This is a genomic window from Flavobacterium yafengii (genome assembly GCF_030010375.1).
GTDB classification, from domain to species: Bacteria; Bacteroidota; Bacteroidia; order Flavobacteriales; family Flavobacteriaceae; genus Flavobacterium; species Flavobacterium yafengii.
Genome location: NZ_JASCRY010000006.1, coordinates 112,028 through 132,064 on the forward strand (window position 1 = coordinate 112,028; position 20,037 = coordinate 132,064).

The window sequence follows — 20,037 nt, forward strand, 5'->3', positions numbered from 1 at the left end:
AAACCCGTTAATTAATCATTTAAACTATCGTTGAAGATGATTTTAAAAGTAGTTCCTACTCCTACTTCACTTTCGACCGAGACAGTTCCTTTCATCGATTCTATTTGATTCTTTGTAATGTGCAATCCTAGTCCTCTGGCTTCTTCATGCTTATGAAACGTTTTATACATCCCAAAAAGAGAATCTCCATATTTCTTCAAATCGATGCCTAATCCGTTATCAGAAATCGACAACGTTTTTTTCCCATTTTCCAATGAGAAAGAATATTTTATCTCAACAGGCTTGTTAGGATTTGAATATTTTATGGCATTTGTTGTAAAATTCAACAAAACACTTTCTAAGTATGCTGGATTAAAATCGACAAAAACACCATCAGGAATCTCTTTTATAATGGTAACTTGATTTTGATTTTTTAAATTCTTGATCAAGTCCAAAGTCTTATTCAAATATAAATTCAAGTTCAATGATTTAATTGGAATGTTCGAATTACTTTGTATTAGCACCAATTGGGTCAAATTTGCTATTGTCTCGTTTAAATCATTCGAAACAGTGCGCAAATGAGCCAACATTTCTTTGTTACTCTCTAAATCTTCATCGGCATCTATAATGTCTAAAAGTGACTTAATATTACCGGCTTGCGTATTTAGATTATGCGATACAATATGTGAAAAATTCAATAGTCGGCTATTTTGCTGGCTATACAATTCCATTGTTTTTATTAACTCCAGTTCTTTTTCTTTTTGCGAAGAAATATCAGTATGCGTTCCTATAACACGCAATGGCTTTCCATCTGCATCACGCTCAATTACTTTTCCTCTATCTAAAATCCATTTGTATTTTCCGCTTGACGTTAAAACGCGGTGGTAATTTTCATAAAAAGGTATTTTATTTTCAAAATGCTCATGAATTTCAGAATAATATTTTTTTAAATCATCAGGATGCACAATTTCGTCCCAACGTTCCGGATTATCAAAAATATCCAAAGACTCCTGCTCTAGGATTTTCATCGATTGTGAAGAATAGAAAACTTTGTTGGTGGTTAAATCCCAATCCCATACTCCTGCTGTTGAAGCTTCAAGAGCAAATTTAAAACGTTCTTCAGAAATTTTAAGTTTAATTTCCTGTTCTTTTAAGTCAGTCACATCCGAAACTCTTCCATAAAAAGCAATATTCCCATCAGGATATAATTCTGGTTTTGATGAAACTTTGAGCCATCGCAATCCCTTTTCAGGCAATAAAACCCGAAACTCAAAATCCCATCTGATAATGTTTCGTTTTGCATTTACCAATGACTGAAAAAACGACAATCGATCCGCTTCAAATATCCTGTCATAGACAAGAAATTTGTCACTGTCAACAAAATGATTTGAAGACAACTCAAAAAAATCGTTTACCGATTTACTCACTAAAGGAAATAAATAGGTATTGTCAGGAGCAATCACAAATTCAAAAATTAAATCTGGAATCTCATTAAATAATTTACTGTAAAAATCATTTACCTCCTGGCAATTTTCGTTTTGGGGAAAATCAAAAACCATATTACTTTTTATAAGATTTTAGTACAACACAATTTAGATTATATTTTTTATTAAACAACCAAATTAACAATAAAATCGCACCAATTTAATAAGATGTTAAGTTGAATATTTATAAAGTTTATTTTAGGTTAAATCCGTAAACTTTTTCTTTCTTAAACAATTTTAAATTACAAACAAAATGTTATTTTCTGGGGTGGAAGGAATTTAGAACTTCCGTCAGAAATTTTCTGTCAAGATGCACATATATTTCTGTTGTTGTTATCGATTCATGGCCAAGCATCAACTGTATAGAGCGCAAATCAGCTCCATTTTCTAAAAGATGAGTTGCAAAAGAGTGTCTTAAAGTATGCGGACTTATCGTTTTATTCAAATCTATTTTGATTGCTAAACTTTTAATTATTGTAAAAATCATAGCCCTGGTCAGTTGCTTTCCTCTTCTATTTAAAAAGAGCGTGTCCTCAAAACCTTTTTGGATAGTAATGTGCGTTCTAATAGTATTCCTATAAATTTGAATGTATTTCTGCGTCAAATCACCTATTGGAACAAAACGCTGTTTGTTTCCTTTACCCGTTATTTTAATAAAACCTTCCTCAAAGAATAAGTCGGAAATTTTCAAAGAAACTAATTCTGAAACCCGCAATCCACAGCCATATAGTGTTTCGAGCATAGCTCTATTACGTTCGCCTTCGTTAGTCGTTAAGTCTATTGCAAAAATAAGACTGTCAATCTCTTCCACCGATAAAGTATCCGGAAGTTTCCTGCCCGTTTTAGGAGTTTCAATAAGTTCTAATGGATTGTCTGCCCTATAATCTTCAAATATCAAATAACTAAAAAAACTTTTAAGACCTGATATGATTCTGGCTTGTGAACGCGGATTAACCTCTTTAGCCACACTATAAATAAATTGCTGCACCGTTTCTTCTCCAATTTTTATTGGTGAAACAACAATTTTATTTTTAGTCAAAAAAAGACACAACCGTTCAATATCAAAGGAATAATTATCTATAGTATTCTTAGACAAACCGCGTTCGATTTTTAAGTATGATTGATAGCTTTTTATGCAGGAAATCCAGTTCATAGTTACAAAGTAACGCTTTTTTGAGCATAAAAAAACCACTACAAAGAGTGGTTTTAAAAGTATTTTTTAGGAGTAATAGACTATTTCCCCCATTTTCCTCCTCCTAAATAAAATCCTAAATGAATTCCTAAATAAGAATTTGCAACAGAACCTTTATTAGCTCCATTAGAATCCTCTAAATTAGTATCAGGAACTAAATTATACTCCAGACCCATCCTGAATTTCCCCCATTCGAAACCAGCTCTAACTAAACCGCCAAATACACCACTAACTTCTGGTTGCAATTCTGTTCCTGCATCAACATCAGCTTCATTAAATTCAACATTTCCTATAGCATAATAACCTGCTCCACCTCCTACATAAGGAACAAAAGATTTTCCAGATTTATTAAAATAATAATCATAGGTTCCTACAAATGAACTGCTCGCTGAAAGTTTAGCATTGTCAATTTCTCCATTAGAACTTTCAACATCACGAACTATAGCTGCAATACCCATTCGTAAACCAACATTCATATTATCCTGAATATTGTATTTTGGTTCCAAAGAAAATAAGATGCCACCACCACCATTAGTAGGAACAACGCCTAAATCCAAGCCAACTCTAAAACCATCTTTTTTTTGTGAATAACCGTTGAAACCAACGAAAGTAATAAGTACTGCTAAAATAATTCTTTTCATTTTTGATGTTTAATTGTTAATAACGACATAAAAGTATATTAATTCTAAAGTACTACACTTCCTACCTAACATAAGTTATTAACATATTTAAATTATGAATTTATATAAAAAAACCTCCCAAATCGGGAGGTTTTGAAAATTATATGTTTTTAAAATATTAAAATTTATAACCTATCGAAATTTGAAAAACAGAATTTTTAGATTCATCTTCATCTGGAAATAATTCATCCTGCAAACGTGTCAGTCCAAAATTATAACGTGCTCCAATCATAAAATTTTCTGTAATATCATATCCTAAACCAAAATTCAAACTTACATCTGTTGATTTAAGCTCGTCCTTAACGTCCTCAGATTCTCCACCAGATTTTGCTTTGGCAGAAACCAGAAAACCTATTTGAGGGCCTACTTCCAGACTAAAAGCATCAGCTACATAATATTTAGCCATAACTGGAATAGTAATGTAATCTAATTTCAAATCTCCATCTAACCCCTCAAACTCAAATTTAGTTCCTTGAGCAGAGTACAAAACTTCAGGTTGAATAGCGAATGTATTACTAATCATAAATTCTCCAAAAAAACCAACATGAAATCCTACTAAAGATTTTGAATTCACTCCGTCTACATCAGCATTAGTAATTGTGGAAATATTCAAACCTCCTTTTACTCCAAATGCCATATCTGCTTTTTCTTGAGCATTCACAAAACCAAAAGTGAATGCCATTACTACCGTTAAAATATTTTTTTTCATGATTTATCATTTAAAATTAATACAATCAAAGTTAAAAAAATCAAACATGGAAAGACTTATTTAACAGAAAAACTCGTTAAGTGTCAAATAAATCAGATTAAAAACAGCAAAAAAATAATTCGCAACTAATTGATTATCATTATATTACATTTTTATCAATTTTAAAAACATAAAAAATAAGCTAAAAGAGGACATTTAATATTGATTTTATAGTTTCTTGGACTAATTTTTGCATAAATGCTTTTTAAGAAAAATTAGACAATAATACTTAAACAAAATAGTTTTAAGTAAAAGTCCCCAATTCAATTATTAATATTAAAAAAACAAATTATGAAGAAAATAATTCTAGTAGCAGTAGTACTTCTTGCCGCGTCTGTAGACATGCAAGCACAATTAGTAAAGTTTGGAATAAAAGGTGGTTTAAATTATGCCAACCAAACCGGTAGTGATATTACAATAAACAGTGACAATTACAAAACTGATGCTATAACTAGTTATCATGTGGGATTAGTAGCTGAACTTAAATTAACAGACGGTTTTTCTATTCAGCCTGAATTATTGTATTCTACACAAGGTGCAACCTATAAAAATGCTTTTGAAGAATTCAAAAATGAATTAGGTTACCTTTCTATTCCAGTTCTAGCTAAAATTCATTTGAATAAAACGGTCAGTCTTGATCTTGGACCACAAGCTTCCTTTTTGTTAAGCGAAAGAAATGATTTTGATGTAAAAAATGCTGAAACATTCGAATTCGGTGTTGCAGGAGGTTTAGGATTTAACATCACTAAAAACTTTTTTCTACAAGGTCGTTACGTGTTAGGATTAACCGAAGCTTCAAAAGAGGCTGAAGTTAAGAACTCAGTAGTTCAAGTATCAGCTGGATTTACGTTTTAATTCCAATAAAAAATTAAATTTATCAAAACCGTTCTTTAAATTAGAACGGTTTTTTTATTTTTACAAAAACTGGAATTATGAAAATTAGTATCATCAACGGACCAAATCTAAATCTTTTAGGAAAACGCGAACCAGAAGTTTATGGCAGCTTAACATTTGAAGAATATTTTACCACTTTACAAATAAAATTTCCAACAATAGAATTCACCTATTTCCAAAGTAATATCGAAGGTGAATTGATTGATAAAATTCAGGAATTTGGTTTCGCTTACGATGGTATTATTCTAAATGCTGGTGCTTATACCCATACTTCCATTGGTATTGGAGATGCGATTAAAGCCATAACAACTCCAGTTGTTGAAGTCCATATTTCGAATACATTCTCACGTGAAAGTTTCAGGCACCAGTCGTATATTTCTGGAAATGCAAAAGGAGTTATTCTGGGTTTTGGTTTAAAAAGTTATGAATTGGCCATACAATCTTTCTTGTAACTCCCCAATTAAAATAAAAATATTCCTATAAATGTTTAACAAATAATTAATACCCTCTTTTTAAAGTTCTTATATTTTTGCGAAAGAAAAAACTTTCATGAAAAAATACTACCTACTTCTGATTTCTTTGGTATCTCTTACCAACCATGCACAAATAAAAGGAACCGTTTCTGATGAAAAAGGAAATCCCCTGCCATTTGTTACTATTTTTCAAGAAGAAACCTATAATGGGACTACCTCAAACGAAGTAGGGAAATATGAACTAAATTTAAAAAAAACGGAAAAGCAAACAGTTGTATTCCAATTTTTAGGTTTTAAAACGCAAAGAATAACAATTCAGACGGATAAATTACCCTATTCATTTGATGTTAAAATGATTGAAGAAAGTTATTCTTTGAACGAAGTTGTAATCAACACCAAAATCAATCCTGCACTTGCTATCATAAAAAATGCGATTGCCAGCAAAAAAGAAAATACTGAAAAAACAGCTCGTTTTAATGCCGACTTTTATTCCAGAGGAATTTTCAAACTAAAAAATGCCCCTAAAAAAATATTTGGTCAAAAAATTGGCGACATGAATGGTTCTTTGGATTCTACAGGAACCGGGATTATTTCACTGTCTGAAACTTTCTCTAAAATTACTTTTGAAAAACCCAATAATTTAAAAGAAGTCGTAACTGCCTCAAAAGTAAGCGGTAGAGATAACGGCTACAGTTACAATACGGCCAGATCTTCCTTTTATGATTTTTATGATAACACGATTGACTTTGGAGTTAGTATGATTTCTCCAATTGCCAATAATGCCTTCAATTATTATAAATATAAACTGGAAAGTACTTTTTATGATGCCAATAATCAAATGATCAATAAAATAAAAGTTACTGCAAAACGTGACAGCGAACCTGTTTTTGAAGGTTACATTTATATTGTTGAAGATTCTTGGGCCATATATGCCGTTGACTTGGATATAAAAGGATACCGAATGAAAGAGGAATTTGTTGATGTAATGACTTTAAAACAAAACTTCAGTTACAATAAAAACAACAAAATTTGGGCTAAAAACACCCAAAGTCTTGATATTGCAGCCGGAGCCTTTGGAATAAAATTCAATGGAAAATATACCTATGTGTATAGTAATTATGAATTTGTGAACTCCTTTGCCAAAAAGACTTTTACAAATGAAATTACAAGTGTCGAAATAAATTCAAATAAAAAAGATTCTATTTTTTGGAATAGCAACAGACCGATTCCTTTAACAATCGAAGAAAGTGGTGATTACATTCGAAAAGACAGTATTTACAAAGTTCGAAATTCTAAAAAATATTTAGACTCCATTGATGCAAAAGGGAATAAATTCAAACTCTTGAAGTTACTGACCGGTTACACTTACAAAAACAGCACAGAAAAACATAGCCTCAGTTACGAGGGATTATTAAACCTTGGTTCCTTAAGTTTCAATACCGTTCAAGGTTATAACTTTGATTCCGGATTTAGATACACCAACTGGAAAAATCAGGAAAGTAAAGGAATATATACTTCAATAAGTACAAAACTCAATTACGGTTTTGCTGAAGATCGTTTGCGTGTAACAGGACAATTTATCCATCGGTTCAACAATCAAAATTATGCCACTTTATATATGACAGGAGGTAGTTCCGTCAAACAATTTAATCCTAATGAACCCATCAGTAAAGTTATAAACACGATAAGTTCATTGGCATTCAAGAACAATTTTATGAAGTTGTATAATCTGGAATCGGCGGCAATTGGCTACAGCCAGGATATTGCAAATGGAGTGAACCTAGGTGGAAAGATCGAATACCAGCAACGCAAATCATTATTCAACAACACTGATTTCTCTTTGTTTAGCAAGGATGATTTATACACTTCGAATAACCCTTTGGCACCGAATGACTTCACTAGTCCAGTTTTTGAAAAACACCATTTAACGAAAGCTAATTTGCTTGCAAAAATCAATTTTGGAAACAAATATTCTTCACGACCAGACGGGAAATATAATATTAGAAATGAAAAATACCCCACCCTTTATTTAGGCTATGAAAAAGCATTTGCGGCGAATGAAAAAAAATACGAATTTGACCATTTCAACACCCGATTAACGTATGATTTGACATTGGGAAATAAAGGAGTTCTAGGTTTGAATCTAAAAGCGGGAAAGTTCCTGAATGCGGATAATATTGCTTTTATAGATTACAAGCATTTCAATGGCAATCAAACCCACATAGGGCAAACGGAGCGTTATTTGAATGTGTTTAACTTACTGCCATACTACTCTAACAGTACAAATGACAGCTATTTTGAAGCGCATACTGAATACAACGACAAAGGCTATATCATGAATAAAATACCATTATTGAACAAACTAAAGTCAACTTTAATACTGGGTGCACATGTATTGTCTACACCCAATAACAAACCTTATACTGAAGTCACAGTTGGGTTGGACAATTTAGGTTTTGGAAAATTTAAGATGCTTCGTGTAGATTATATCCGTTCGTACCAAAATGGTTTCCAAGGTGACGGCGTAGTTTTTGGGCTTAAGTTTTTAAACATATTGGAGTAAAAAAGCAACGATAAGATAATTTAAAAACAAGAAAAAAGGCACGAGAAATAATCTTCTTGTGCCTTTTTTAGTTTTTTATAAATTTCAAAATGATTTAAATACTGAAATTAATTCGGCTCCACATGAATCAAAACGTGACCTAGTTCCGGCATTTCCTCTCGCAAGGTATCTTTGAGTTTATGTGCTAAGTCATGTCCTTCTTTTACTGTAATATTCGAATCCACAATTGCATGCAAATCTACGTGATATTGCATTCCTGCTTTTCGAATAAAACACTTTTCCGTATCTATAATTCCGTCTACTTGAAGTGAAACTATTCGAATTTGCTCAATTAAATCATCGTATAAATGTTCATCCATTATTTCCCCCAAAGCAGGTCTGAATATTTGATAACTATTATAAAGAATGAATCCTGAAGCAAAAAGTGCTGCCCAATCATCGGCTGATTCGTACCCATTACCTAAAATCAAAGCAATTGAAATCCCAAGAAATGCTGCCACAGATGTTATCGCATCGCTGCGATGGTGCCAGGCATCAGCTCTCAGTGAGGAACTATTGGTTTGAATGCTCCTTTTCATCACTAATCGAAAAGAATACTCTTTCCAAATAATTATTGCCCCAAGAACGATTAATGTCCATGGTTTTGGTAATTGATGTGGTGTACCAATGTTGATGATACTTTCATAAGCTATAATAGTAGCCGAAGTGATTAAAAAACCTACTACCAAAAAAGTAATTAATGGTTCAGCTCTTCCATGTCCATAAGGATGATTTTTATCCGCAGGTTTATTGGAATATTTAATTCCAAATAAGACTAAAAATGAAGCAAAAATATCTGTTGTAGATTCAATTGCATCCGCTATTAAAGCATATGAATTTCCAAAAAATCCTGCCAATCCTTTTATAATTGCCAGACATGTATTTCCAACAATACTAAAATAAGTAGCCTTTATCGCTGTTTGTTCGATTGACATGCTCTTTTTCTAAAGATTAATTAAAATTAAAAACGTTTAAGTAAACCGTATTGAATGGTTACATTCAAATCCTATTTGGTTTACTTAAACGATATTTTATAATTATTTATTTGATTTATGCGCGTACAATATTAGCTCCGATAGCTCTTAATCGTTCGTCAATACGCTCATACCCTCTGTCTATTTGTTCAATATTCTGAATGGTACTCGTTCCTTTTGCTGAAAGCGCTGCAATCAATAACGAGATTCCCGCACGAATATCCGGAGAAGACATTGTAGTGGCTTTCAATTGTGATTTAAAATCGTGTCCCATCACAACAGCTCGGTGTGGATCACACAACATGATTTTAGCTCCCATATCAATCAGTTTATCCACAAAGAATAATCTGCTTTCAAACATTTTTTGATGAATCAATACATCACCCTTCGCTTGAGTGGCAACGACAAGAACAATGCTCAATAAATCAGGCGTAAATCCAGGCCAAGGCGCATCGGCAATTGTTAGAATAGAACCATCAATATCTGTTTTTACTTCATACCCATCTACATGAGCAGGAATGTATATATCGTCTCCTCTACGTTCCAGAGTAATTCCAAGCTTTCTAAAAGTATTAGGGATTACGCCCAAGTTATCCCAACTCACATCTTTTATCGTAATTTCCGATTTTGTCATTGCAGCAAGACCAATCCAACTTCCTATTTCGATCATATCCGGAAGAATTCTATGCTCACAACCACCTAAACTTTCAACCCCTTCAATAGTCAATAAGTTTGATCCAACACCTGTTATTTTAGCTCCCATGGAGTTTAACATTTTACACAATTGTTGCAAGTAAGGTTCACAGGCAGCGTTATAAACTGTTGTTCTTCCTTTCGCCAAAACGGCAGCCATAACAATATTAGCGGTTCCGGTTACAGATGCTTCATCTAGTAACATATCGGCACCTTTCAATCCTTTAGGCGCTTCTACACCATAAAAATGATCTTCTCTGTTGTAACGGAATTTTGCTCCAAGATTTATAAATCCTTCAAAGTGGGTATCTAATCTTCTACGTCCAATTTTATCACCACCTGGTTTTGGAATATATCCTTTTCCAAATCGTGCCAAAAGTGGTCCAACAATCATAATAGAACCACGAAGAGAACCGCCTTCTTTCTTGAATGCTTCGGTTTCTAAATACGCTATATTCACTTCATCGGCTTGAAAAGTATAAGAGCCAGATCCTGTTTTTTGGATTTTAACTCCTAAATTTCCTAAAAGCGTAATTAGTTTATTGATGTCAATAATATCAGGAATATTATTAATAATCACTTTTTCAGGAGTTAAAAGAACAGCACATAAAATTTGTAATGCTTCATTTTTTGCCCCTTGTGGCGTGATTTCTCCTTTAAGACTAATGCCGCCTTCTATTTTAAAAATTCCCATATTGATAAGTTATGAATTATTAGTAATGAGTTAAAATTTACGAGTTAAAAGTTAATACTGAAAAAATTCAAAACTTATAACTCCTAATTTATAACTGACTTACAACGGTTTTCTAATTTGATTTTTGTGAATCGGATTTGGTTTTCCAGTTTTTGCATTCTTATTGCTAAGAATTTTCGGCTGTCCTACCGGCAAGATTTTGTTAGAAACTCGCTTATTTGTTCGTAATAAATCAGTGGTATTTAATAATTCCTCTGTACTTTGAATCAAATTCAACTTGCCGTCTGACAATTCGTATAAATGTTCAAAAATGACATCATCCTTAACAGTGTCTTTGTTCCAACTCAAATAGGATTTTTTCATGTGATTAGCGATAACTTTCACTAAAGCACTTTTCATTTCACCATCTTCCCATTTATTGGCTACATCAATCATGTATTTTATGTTGTTGCCATAATATCTGTATTTTGGAAAATTCTGAGGATAACTTAACACATCCGGTTTCAATTGTAATACTTCACGGGATGGAATTGGATATGGAGAATCAGCCACCAATTTAAAATCAGACATGATAAAAATCTGATCCCACAATTTGTGCTGAAAATCAGGAACATCACGCAAATGTGGATTCAAGCTACCCATAACCTGAATAATGTATTTTGCAGCTTTGTTGCGTTCTACATCATCTTCAATTTTAGTCGCCTGATCAATTAGTTTTTGTAAATGGCGTCCATATTCCGGAATAATCAAATGCGATCTTTCCGCATTATATTCCAAATGATGCACCACATCGTTCGAGTTTTCTTTAATATATTTTGAATTCATATTCGAATGTATATTTTTTAATCTTACATGCTCTTTTTCGAAGATTTGCAATCATTCGATTGTATATGCATCAAAATTTAGTTTTATATCTAAAGAGAAATAATTCCCTTAATTGTAGAAACTTCTAGGTATTTATCTACTATTTCTTGTGAATCTTTCATGGTTACGTCAACAGATATACTGGTAAACTTACCCGTCTTAGATTTTGTCGTTTTTATAACAGCTCCCATACAATCAAAAGCCAATTGAACACGTTCAATATTATCATCTTCTGTTGGCACAATAAATTTAAACAAGTATTCAGCCGGCCATGTATTGCTCATGTCCAACTCTACTTTTAATCTATCATAAAATTCTTGAGTGTTCTTATCCATTTTCTATTTAAAAAATAAAGGCAAATATACAGTTTCAAACGTAAATTATGAATTTTGAATTATGATTTTTTACCTAATCTTATTTTAACCGCAATCATTTTTTCAAATCCCAATAAGTTTAAGTAAATTTGCCCCTTATTTTTTAAAGGTGCAGAAAGAAATCATAGTTATCATTGGCGGTCCAGGAACAGGTAAAACAACTATCATCGATGGATTGGTAGCCAAAGGACATTGTTGTTATCCCGAAATTTCACGGGAAGTAACTTTGGAAGCAAAAAAACAAGGGATTGAGCAATTATTCCTAGAAAAACCACTATTATTCAGCGAATTACTTCTTGAAGGAAGAAAAAAACAGTTTCATAATGCTTCCAAAGAGCCACATGAAGTCGTTTTTATTGACCGAGGAATTCCTGATGTTTTGGCTTATATGCATTATATTGGCGATAGCTATCCTGCCACTTTTGACATCGCTTGTCGCGAACATACGTACTCAAAAATCTTCATTCTTCCGCCGTGGGAAGAAATTTATATTAGTGATCACGAACGTTATGAAAACTTCGAACAAGCTAAACTCATCTATAATCACCTTACAGAAACGTATCAAAGTTACGGTTACGAACTCATAGAAGTTCCTAAAGATACCCTGGATAACAGAATTCTTTTTATCTTAGATGAAATTTCTAAATAATTTTCAAGTTTAGAATTTACAATTTGGGATGTTTTCTACGAATTGAAATCTGTAATCTATGCAAGAAGCGTTAGCTATTCTTCAAAAATATTGGAAACACGACAAATTTAGGTCGCTGCAAAAGGAAATTATCGATTCCGTTTTAAGTGGTCAAGATACCTTTGCATTGATGCCAACCGGCGGAGGAAAATCAATATGTTTCCAGATTCCGGCAATGATGAACGAAGGAATTTGTTTGGTGATTTCGCCATTGGTAGCATTAATGAAAGATCAAGTTGCTAATTTGCAAAAGCGAAATATCAAAGCCATTGCATTAACTGGCGGCATCAGATCCGAGGAAATGATTGATTTATTAGATAATTGTCAATTCGGGAATTATAAATTCCTCTATTTATCTCCGGAACGCTTGCAATCTGACTGGATTTTGGAACGAATAAAAAACCTTCCCATACACTTAATTACCATCGATGAAGCGCATTGCGTATCACAATGGGGACATGATTTCAGACCAGCTTACTTGAAGATTTCCGCATTAAAAAAACATTTCCCAAAAGTACCTTTCCTTGCATTAACGGCCACTGCAACTCCAAAAGTCAAAGAAGATATCATCACTGAACTGGGATTGCATGATGTGCAAGTTTTTGAGAAATCATTTGCAAGAGAAAATATTGCTTACATGGTTTTTGAAGTAGAAGATAAACTTTTCAGAATAGAACAAATCCTGAAAAAAAATCCAGAATCATCTATCATTTATGTTCGAAACAGAAAATCTTGTTTGGAAATTTCTTCACAATTGAATGCCTTAGGATTTAAAGCAACGTATTATCATGGCGGACTTTCGTCCAAAGAAAAAGATAAAAACATGCAGTTGTGGATGAATGAAGAAGTTCAAGTCATTATTGCCACGAATGCCTTTGGGATGGGAATTGACAAAGCCAATGTAAAAACCGTAATTCACATTCAACTACCCGAAAATTTAGAGAATTATTACCAAGAAGCAGGTCGCGCAGGAAGAAATGGAGAAAAAGCCTATGCTGTTTTACTAACAAGCCCTTCGGATATTATCCAGGCTGAAAACCAATTTATAAATATTCTTCCTGATAAAAAGTTTTTGAATCTCATGTATGTCAAGCTCTGTAATTATTTCCAGATTGCTTACGGAGAAGGAATTAACGAGCAGTTTACATTCAATTTGCATCATTTTTGTTTGAAATATGAATTCCCCACATTGAAAACATACAATGCGATGCAATTTCTGGACAGACAAGGAATTATCAATTTGTCTCAAGAATTTTCTGAAAAAATCACGTTACAATTTCTTATTCCTTCCAAAGAAGTGATTCGATACATGAGTTTGAATCCAAATGATGAGGAAATTATTTTGGCAATATTGCGAACATATCCCGGAATTTATGAAATGCAAACTGCTTTCAACTTACAATTGATTGCTAAAAAATCAAATCACAAGGAAGCCGAAATACAAGCAGTCTTACATAAATTAAAAGGAAAAGAGATAATAGAATATCATTCGAAAAATAATGATTCTACATTGATTTTCAATGAAGTTCGGGAAGATGAAAGAACCATCAGTCGGGTTTCAAAATATTTAGAAAATCAAAATCAATTAAAAAAAGAACAACTTCAGTCCGTTCTGAATTATATAAGCGAAAAAAAGGTTTGCAAGAACAAGCTTATCTTGCGTTATTTTGGAGAAAAAACAGATTTAGATTGTGGAATTTGTTCCTTTTGCATAACCAAGAAAAATAAGAAAAAAGATAGCACGTCACTTTCAAAAGAAATCATTACTTTATTACAATCCGAAGATTTAAATTCGAGAGACATACAAAACAGAACTAAGAATAATCCTGAAGAAGTTATCGCTGCACTTCAGGATTTATTAGAAAATAATACTATTTTGGTTAAACCAAATAATAAATATACTTTAAGATCATAATGGAAAAATTACGAATTGTTTTTATGGGAACACCCGAATTTGCTGTGGGGATATTAGACACAATACTAAAAAACAACTACGAAGTGGTGGGCGTTATTACTGCCGCAGATAAACCTGCCGGTCGTGGACAAAAATTAAAATATTCAGCAGTAAAAGAATATGCACTGGCCAATAATCTTACTTTATTACAGCCCACAAACCTTAAAGATGAAGCCTTTTTATTAGAATTAAAATCGTTGAATGCTAATTTACAAATCGTGGTTGCCTTTAGAATGTTGCCAAAAGTAGTTTGGGAAATGCCTGCGTTAGGAACTTTCAATCTTCACGCTTCACTCCTTCCTAATTATCGCGGAGCGGCGCCAATAAACTGGGCAATAATAAACGGAGAGACTAAAACGGGTGTAACTACTTTTTTTATTGATGATAAAATTGATACCGGTGCAATGATTTTAAGTGCCGAAACACCTATTGATGAAACCGAAAATGCAGGTCAACTGCATGACCGATTAATGGATTTGGGAAGCAAGACCATTATTGATACTTTGGAAATGATTGAGAAAGGAAATGTATCCACAATTATTCAAAAAGAAACTGCCGATATTAAAACAGCTTACAAACTTAATAAAGAAAACTGCAAGATCGATTGGACAAAATCAGCCTTAGAAATCAACAATCTGATTCGAGGTTTAAGTCCTTATCCAGCCGCTTGGTGTTTCATTCAAGATAAAAATGAAGAATGGAACGTAAAAATATATGAAACTAAAATTGTTTTAGAAGATCATAATTATACGATTGGAAGTCTAATTTGCACCAAAAAAGAAATGAAGATTGCAGTAGAAAATGGATTTATTCAAGTGTTAAGTTTGCAGTTTCCGGGTAAAAAGAAGATGAATACACCAGAATTACTTAATGGAATTACATTTTCGGCTGAAGCAAAAGCTCATTAACATCAATAAAAACGGGTGTTTTATTCTTTTTAACAAGAAATAACCTTGCTTTTATTAACAAAAGAAATAAGTTATCAACAAAATAACCTAAAATTAAGCAAAACACTTGCAAGGAACGTATTTCCTACTAAATTTGTGTATTAACAATTTTTTTTAACCAACAATTAATAACTATTATTATGAACAAATCAGAATTAATCGATGCTATCGCTGCTGATGCAGGAATAACTAAAGCTGCAGCAAAATTGGCTTTAGAGTCGTTTTTAGGTAATGTAGGCGGAACTTTGAAAAAAGGTGGAAGAGTATCTTTAGTAGGTTTCGGATCATGGTCAGTTTCTGCTAGAGCTGCAAGAGATGGTAGAAATCCTCAAACAGGAAAAACTATCCAAATCGCTGCTAAAAATGTAGTAAAATTTAAAGCAGGCGCAGAATTAGAAGGTGCGGTAAACTAATTTTAGTTCCCCCAATATAATCAAAACCTTCCAGATGGAAGGTTTTTTTATGCGTTTCATCGATTTTATTTTGCATTATTATAATAAAAAACTTAAATTTAATAAAAATATATTCCGATGATTACAGATAAACTAAAGAAAGGATATTTGCTTATAGCAGAGCCTACGATAATTGGGGATCTATCATTTAACAGATCGGTAATTTTACTAGCTGATTACAACGAAGAAGGATCGGTGGGTTTTATAATTAACAAACCCTTGAAATATACCATCCATGATTTAATCCCGGATATAGACGCGCGATTTAAGATTTATAATGGTGGACCAGTAGAACAAGACAACCTCTATTTCATTCATAACATTCCGGATTTAATTCCTAATAGCATCGAAATCTCTAATGGAATTTACTGGGGAGGTGATTTTGAGTCGACAAAAGAACTTATCAATAAAGGTGTAATTAATAACGATAACATCCGATTCTTTCTAGGCTACACGGGTTGGGATGAAAACCAATTAGAGAGCGAAATGGAAAGCCATTCCTGGATTATTACCGCAAATAGCTATGAAAATAAAATAATTGGAAAATCAGCAACACATTTCTGGAAAGAACAAATCATGGAATTAGGTGGAGAATATCTCATCTGGTCTAATGCTCCAGAAAATCCATACTTAAATTAAGTAGTACTGATCATCTCATTAAGTTTTTCAGTCAATTGGACTGATATAGCGGTAGTAAATACTTTTTTTCGGTATTGGGTTATCGGTTGGATTCCTTTTATGACATTTGTAATAAATAATTCATCTGCTTTTTGAAGGTCAAATGGGGATATTACTTCCTCTACAACTTCTAAATTTTCTATTCTTTTAGCCAAACTTAGAATTTGTTTTCTCATAACACCATTCAAACATCCTTCAGAAACTGGAGGTGTAATTAATTTGTTCCCCAATAGCATAAAGATATTTCCTTGTAATGCTTCAACAACATTTTTACTGTCGTTCAACAACAAACAATTATCCAGTCCGTTTTCATTTGCAAAAATACTTCCTGTTACGTTTATGATTTTATTGGTCGTTTTAATAGACGACAGTAATTGTTTAGTAATGTAAAAGTCTTTGTATAAATCTACTTCATATTGCTTTTTTTCAATTGAATAGAATGTATTCTCAAGCGCTATTGCATGAATCAGGAAAGATACCGTGTTGTTTTGTGGCAAATAATATCCACCTTCATTTCGATAAACAGTAATTCGAGCACGAGAAGAATTAACCATTTGATTTTTTGCAACTAAAGAAAGTATTTGCTCTTCCAGATATTCCATGGTAAAATTCATTGGAATTTCCATTCGAACCACACGCATTGAAGACATTAACCTAAAATAATGATCCTCAAGAAAAAGGATTTTATTGTTTAGTATTTTTACTGTTTCAAAAACGGCATCGCCATATAAAAAAGCGCGATTTTGTGTCAATATATTAGCATCCTCAGATACGATAGTCCCATTAAAATTAATCATAAAAAAAGCCCTAAATTTTATTCAGGGCAAATATAAGTTATAAAATACTATTTTACTATACAGAACCAATTAGATGTTTAAGGTCTGAAATTTGATTTTCCCATAATAATGTAGCTTCATCAACCTCATCTTTCTCTGCAAAATCAACTACCATCAAAGAAACGTCTTTGGTAAGTTCATCCACTAAAATATGTAATTCAAAAAAGTATTCTGTGTCTTTACTATTCTCATCAACCCATTTAAATTTTACTTTTTCACCTGTTTTCTTTGAAGCAAGTCTGGCTTTTTCTTGGGAATCATTCCAAATGAAAGTAAAAAACTCACCACGAGAGTTCACATTATCAGCAAACCATTCAGACAAACCTGAAGGAGTCGATATATATTGATACAATAATTGAGGCGAAGAATTTATAGGAAACTCGATTTCGTAACGTACTTTTTGATCCATGAGCTACTTTTATTTTTTTTCGAAATATATAGAATATAACTCCGAAAAAAAAGCGTTTTTAAAAATATTTTTTTTTATTAAAAATATGCTTGCAGGCATTAATTTTATTTTTATATTTGCACCCGCATTCAGGGATGGTTATCCACTCGGAATAATGGCGAGATAGCTCAGTCGGTTAGAGCGCAGGATTCATAACCCTGAGGTCCCGAGTTCAAATCTCGGTCTCGCTACCAAAGCAAAAACCCTAACATCAATATGTTAGGGTTTTTTATTGAAATTATATTTCGAAAATACCGACTTTAAACGTCTCAAGTGAGGTCTCAAGTGAGGAATTTATAATTCGAAATACAAATTTTAATAAACATCAAACAGAAAAGGTATAAATGAAATGTAGTTTTTCATGTATACCTTTTCTGCTTCAATCAAATATTTTAATTTCCAAAACCCCTATTGCAATCACTAATGAAAGTTTAGGATAAAATTTTATTGAATAATGATTACAAAAAAGGAGATAAGGAAGAGTCAGATTAAAATGACGAAACTTATTAATTTGATTTGCTAGACTCTTTTAAAAGTAGTAGAAATTATTTCATTTTTCAAGAATTAAAAATACTTTTTAATTCTTGAAAAATGAAATTTTTTATTGGATAAAAATCTTATCAAAAAACGGTCAAACTTCACTAAAAGTAGTTCAAATTAAACAATACCTAATTTAAAATAAAAAGTGCTTCCTAATCCTAATTCGCTTTCCACTCCAATGATTCCGCCCTGCGCTTCAATAAATTCTTTGCATATGGCTAATCCTAATCCTGTTCCGGACTTGTGACTTCCCGGAATTTGGAAATACTTATCGAAAACCTTGTTTTTATAGTGACTGTCAATCCCTTTTCCGGTATCAATTACCTGAAAAGCAATTTGATGGTTATCGTTTTTCAGTTTTACAATTATTTTGCTGTTATCCGATGAATACCGAATAGCATTGGTTAAAAAATTAATCATAACCCAAGTCGTTTTTTCGCTGTCGGCTTTTACTGCAGGCAGGTTTTCCTCGGCTTCTACAATCAATACAATTTGCCTTTGGTCTGCTTGTATTTTTACCGCTTCTGTGGCATAATGAATAATCTCGTAAGGATTGCTTTTTTCAATATTGAGTTGAATATTCCCGGTTTCAACTTGCGAAAGTTCCAGCAATTCGCCTGTAATTTTCAACAAGCGTTCACTATCGTCTTTGACACTTTCTACCAATTGTTTTTGCTCTTCATTTAGAATGCCTATTTGTTCTTTTTCCAATAACTGCAAACTCAATTTTATTGAAGCAATAGGTGTCTTTAATTCGTGTGAAACGGTGGCTATAAAATTGGTTTTAGCAAAATCCAATTCTTTAAAAACAGTAATATTCCTTAAAATAATTACATCGCCTATAGCAATAGTTTGGTCTTCGCCTGTTGGTTTTATGGTGATATTTATCGTTTCTTTTTCGAAATAGCTTTCTTTTCCATCGGCAAAAATTTTCATTGGAAGTGATTTCTGTTTCTCATTTTCCAAATCATTGACTATTAAAGATTTTATCAAATCATTAGTAATAGCTAGCGTTGATGCCAGTTTTCCAATAACGTCTTCCGATTTTAACCCCATGATTTTCAACGCTTCATCATTGGCAAATAAAATTAAACCCTGATTATCTAACCCAATAATCGGATCGTGCATATTGTTGATTAAGGTTTCCAGTCTTTTCTTTTCAAACGACAATTTATACAGATTACTATTGTTATACTCCTGCAGTTTTTCTGCCATGATATTGAATGATTTGGCCAAATCCCCAAATTCATTGTGATTCATAAAATTCACACGTTGCGAATAGTTTTTATTGGCTATTTCTTTGATACTGTCCGTGAGTTCTTTTATTGGGTTGGCAATATTGTTGGGCAAATTCACCAGAAGATTAAAAGCAATCAAAAAGCAAAGTGTTCCTGTAACTGCAATCCAAAAATTAGCGGTCTCTGCTGTGTGTTTAGCAATATCACTTTTTTGTTTTATTGCATTCATATTCAATTTCATAATCTCGAAAATGTCTTGACGGATTTGGCTTTTCAAGGTTTCATCGGCTCTGTTTTTTTTCAAGAAATCAAAATTTTTCTGCAAATTATAGGTCGCTTTATCTTCGCCAGCCTCCGTAATATTGGTAATTTGTTTGGTAATATTAGTTTCAAATATAGTAATTGCCTTTTCTTCATTCACATTAATTTCATCTAACGAAAGAAGCATATTACGAGAATATTCTAATGTGTTGTAGTTAGCCTTCAGAATATTTTCGGTGTCTTTTTTTATGGAAAAAATATAAAAAGCACCAACTAATGAAAGAATGATTATCAGTAAAAAAAGTAAGCCAACGCCTAGGTTTAATTTGGTTTTAATTTTCATT

The 20,037-nt window shown here is 32.5% G+C and carries 19 protein-coding genes and 1 tRNA gene; 9 read left to right on the plus strand and 11 right to left on the minus strand.

Annotated elements, in window-relative coordinates; genetic code table 11:
• Window positions 1–11: 11 nt before the first annotated feature.
• The 4 genes from QLS97_RS16305 to QLS97_RS16320 form a co-directional block, all read right to left on the minus strand.
• Window positions 12–1,538, minus strand: a complete 1,527-nt coding sequence (locus QLS97_RS16305) for a PAS domain-containing sensor histidine kinase (RefSeq protein ID WP_282718129.1) — start codon at window positions 1,536–1,538, stop codon at window positions 12–14.
• Between the two features lie 181 nt (window positions 1,539–1,719).
• Window positions 1,720–2,616, minus strand: a complete 897-nt coding sequence (xerD, locus tag QLS97_RS16310; RefSeq protein ID WP_282718131.1) for a site-specific tyrosine recombinase XerD — start codon at window positions 2,614–2,616, stop codon at window positions 1,720–1,722.
• Window positions 2,617–2,696: 80 nt separating this feature from the next.
• The gene (locus tag QLS97_RS16315) at window positions 2,697–3,296 is read right to left on the minus strand and encodes a hypothetical protein (RefSeq protein ID WP_282718133.1); all 600 of its coding nucleotides are present in this window, start codon (window positions 3,294–3,296) and stop codon (window positions 2,697–2,699) included.
• A gap of 157 nt (window positions 3,297–3,453) precedes the next feature.
• Window positions 3,454–4,044, minus strand: a complete 591-nt coding sequence (locus QLS97_RS16320) for a porin family protein (RefSeq protein ID WP_282718135.1) — start codon at window positions 4,042–4,044, stop codon at window positions 3,454–3,456.
• Between the two features lie 330 nt (window positions 4,045–4,374).
• Between QLS97_RS16320 and QLS97_RS16325 the strand changes: the two genes are divergently transcribed.
• From QLS97_RS16325 to QLS97_RS16335, 3 genes are all read left to right on the plus strand, one after another.
• Window positions 4,375–4,938, plus strand: a complete 564-nt coding sequence (locus QLS97_RS16325) for a porin family protein (RefSeq protein WP_282718137.1) — start codon at window positions 4,375–4,377, stop codon at window positions 4,936–4,938.
• Between the two features lie 77 nt (window positions 4,939–5,015).
• Window positions 5,016–5,429, plus strand: a complete 414-nt coding sequence (gene aroQ, locus QLS97_RS16330) for a type II 3-dehydroquinate dehydratase (RefSeq protein WP_282718138.1) — start codon at window positions 5,016–5,018, stop codon at window positions 5,427–5,429.
• 97 nt (window positions 5,430–5,526) lie between these two features.
• On the plus strand, window positions 5,527–8,013 hold the full coding sequence (locus QLS97_RS16335; RefSeq protein WP_282718140.1) for a DUF5686 and carboxypeptidase regulatory-like domain-containing protein: 2,487 nt from the start codon (window positions 5,527–5,529) through the stop codon (window positions 8,011–8,013).
• 107 nt (window positions 8,014–8,120) lie between these two features.
• On the opposite strand, the gene QLS97_RS16340 is transcribed toward QLS97_RS16335, so the two are convergent.
• The 4 genes from QLS97_RS16340 to QLS97_RS16355 all read right to left on the minus strand — a co-directional run bounded on the left by QLS97_RS16340 (window position 8,121) and on the right by QLS97_RS16355 (window position 11,612).
• Window positions 8,121–8,987 (minus strand): cation diffusion facilitator family transporter, encoded by an 867-nt coding sequence (locus QLS97_RS16340; RefSeq protein ID WP_282718142.1) that lies wholly within the window; start codon window positions 8,985–8,987, stop codon window positions 8,121–8,123.
• Window positions 8,988–9,102: 115 nt separating this feature from the next.
• Window positions 9,103–10,413: a UDP-N-acetylglucosamine 1-carboxyvinyltransferase gene (gene murA, locus QLS97_RS16345; RefSeq protein ID WP_282718143.1), complete on the minus strand. Its 1,311-nt coding sequence runs from the start codon at window positions 10,411–10,413 to the stop codon at window positions 9,103–9,105.
• A 99-nt stretch (window positions 10,414–10,512) separates the two neighbouring features.
• The gene (locus QLS97_RS16350) at window positions 10,513–11,238 is read right to left on the minus strand and encodes a DUF4290 domain-containing protein (protein WP_282718145.1); all 726 of its coding nucleotides are present in this window, start codon (window positions 11,236–11,238) and stop codon (window positions 10,513–10,515) included.
• An 89-nt stretch (window positions 11,239–11,327) separates the two neighbouring features.
• Entirely contained in the window at window positions 11,328–11,612 is a 285-nt protein-coding gene (locus QLS97_RS16355) for a DUF493 family protein (protein WP_282718146.1), read from the minus strand.
• A gap of 148 nt (window positions 11,613–11,760) precedes the next feature.
• On the opposite strand from QLS97_RS16355, the gene QLS97_RS16360 reads away from it, so the two are divergent.
• From QLS97_RS16360 to QLS97_RS16380, 5 genes are all read left to right on the plus strand, one after another.
• A complete protein-coding gene (locus QLS97_RS16360) occupies window positions 11,761–12,300 on the plus strand; it encodes an AAA family ATPase (RefSeq protein ID WP_282718148.1) in 540 nt (179 codons plus the stop codon).
• Between the two features lie 58 nt (window positions 12,301–12,358).
• The gene (locus tag QLS97_RS16365; protein ID WP_282718150.1) at window positions 12,359–14,254 is read left to right on the plus strand and encodes a RecQ family ATP-dependent DNA helicase; all 1,896 of its coding nucleotides are present in this window, start codon (window positions 12,359–12,361) and stop codon (window positions 14,252–14,254) included.
• Window positions 14,254–15,201, plus strand: coding sequence for a methionyl-tRNA formyltransferase (gene fmt / locus QLS97_RS16370; protein WP_282718152.1), 948 nt, complete (start codon window positions 14,254–14,256; stop codon window positions 15,199–15,201). The genes QLS97_RS16365 and fmt overlap by 1 nt, the downstream gene beginning before the upstream one ends.
• A 179-nt stretch (window positions 15,202–15,380) precedes the next feature.
• Window positions 15,381–15,653 carry an HU family DNA-binding protein gene (locus QLS97_RS16375; RefSeq protein ID WP_073017033.1) on the plus strand — a complete coding sequence of 91 codons (273 nt, stop codon included), beginning with the start codon at window positions 15,381–15,383 and terminating at the stop codon, window positions 15,651–15,653.
• A 117-nt stretch (window positions 15,654–15,770) separates the two neighbouring features.
• On the plus strand, window positions 15,771–16,331 hold the full coding sequence (locus QLS97_RS16380) for a YqgE/AlgH family protein (protein WP_282718154.1): 561 nt from the start codon (window positions 15,771–15,773) through the stop codon (window positions 16,329–16,331).
• Here QLS97_RS16380 and QLS97_RS16385 read toward each other — a convergent pair.
• Window positions 16,328–17,167, minus strand: coding sequence for an aminotransferase class IV (locus tag QLS97_RS16385; RefSeq protein ID WP_282718156.1), 840 nt, complete (start codon window positions 17,165–17,167; stop codon window positions 16,328–16,330). The two genes, QLS97_RS16380 and QLS97_RS16385, sit on opposite strands and share 4 nt — an antisense overlap.
• Before the next feature lie 55 nt (window positions 17,168–17,222).
• Window positions 17,223–17,615, minus strand: coding sequence for an START-like domain-containing protein (locus tag QLS97_RS16390; protein ID WP_099716121.1), 393 nt, complete (start codon window positions 17,613–17,615; stop codon window positions 17,223–17,225).
• 156 nt (window positions 17,616–17,771) lie between these two features.
• Here QLS97_RS16390 and QLS97_RS16395 point away from each other — a divergent pair.
• Window positions 17,772–17,848: transfer RNA gene (locus QLS97_RS16395), tRNA-Met, on the plus strand.
• Window positions 17,849–18,311: 463 nt separating this feature from the next.
• On the opposite strand, the gene QLS97_RS16400 is transcribed toward QLS97_RS16395, so the two are convergent.
• The gene (locus QLS97_RS16400; RefSeq protein ID WP_282718158.1) at window positions 18,312–20,036 is read right to left on the minus strand and encodes a HAMP domain-containing sensor histidine kinase; all 1,725 of its coding nucleotides are present in this window, start codon (window positions 20,034–20,036) and stop codon (window positions 18,312–18,314) included.
• Window position 20,037 lies beyond the last annotated feature (1 nt).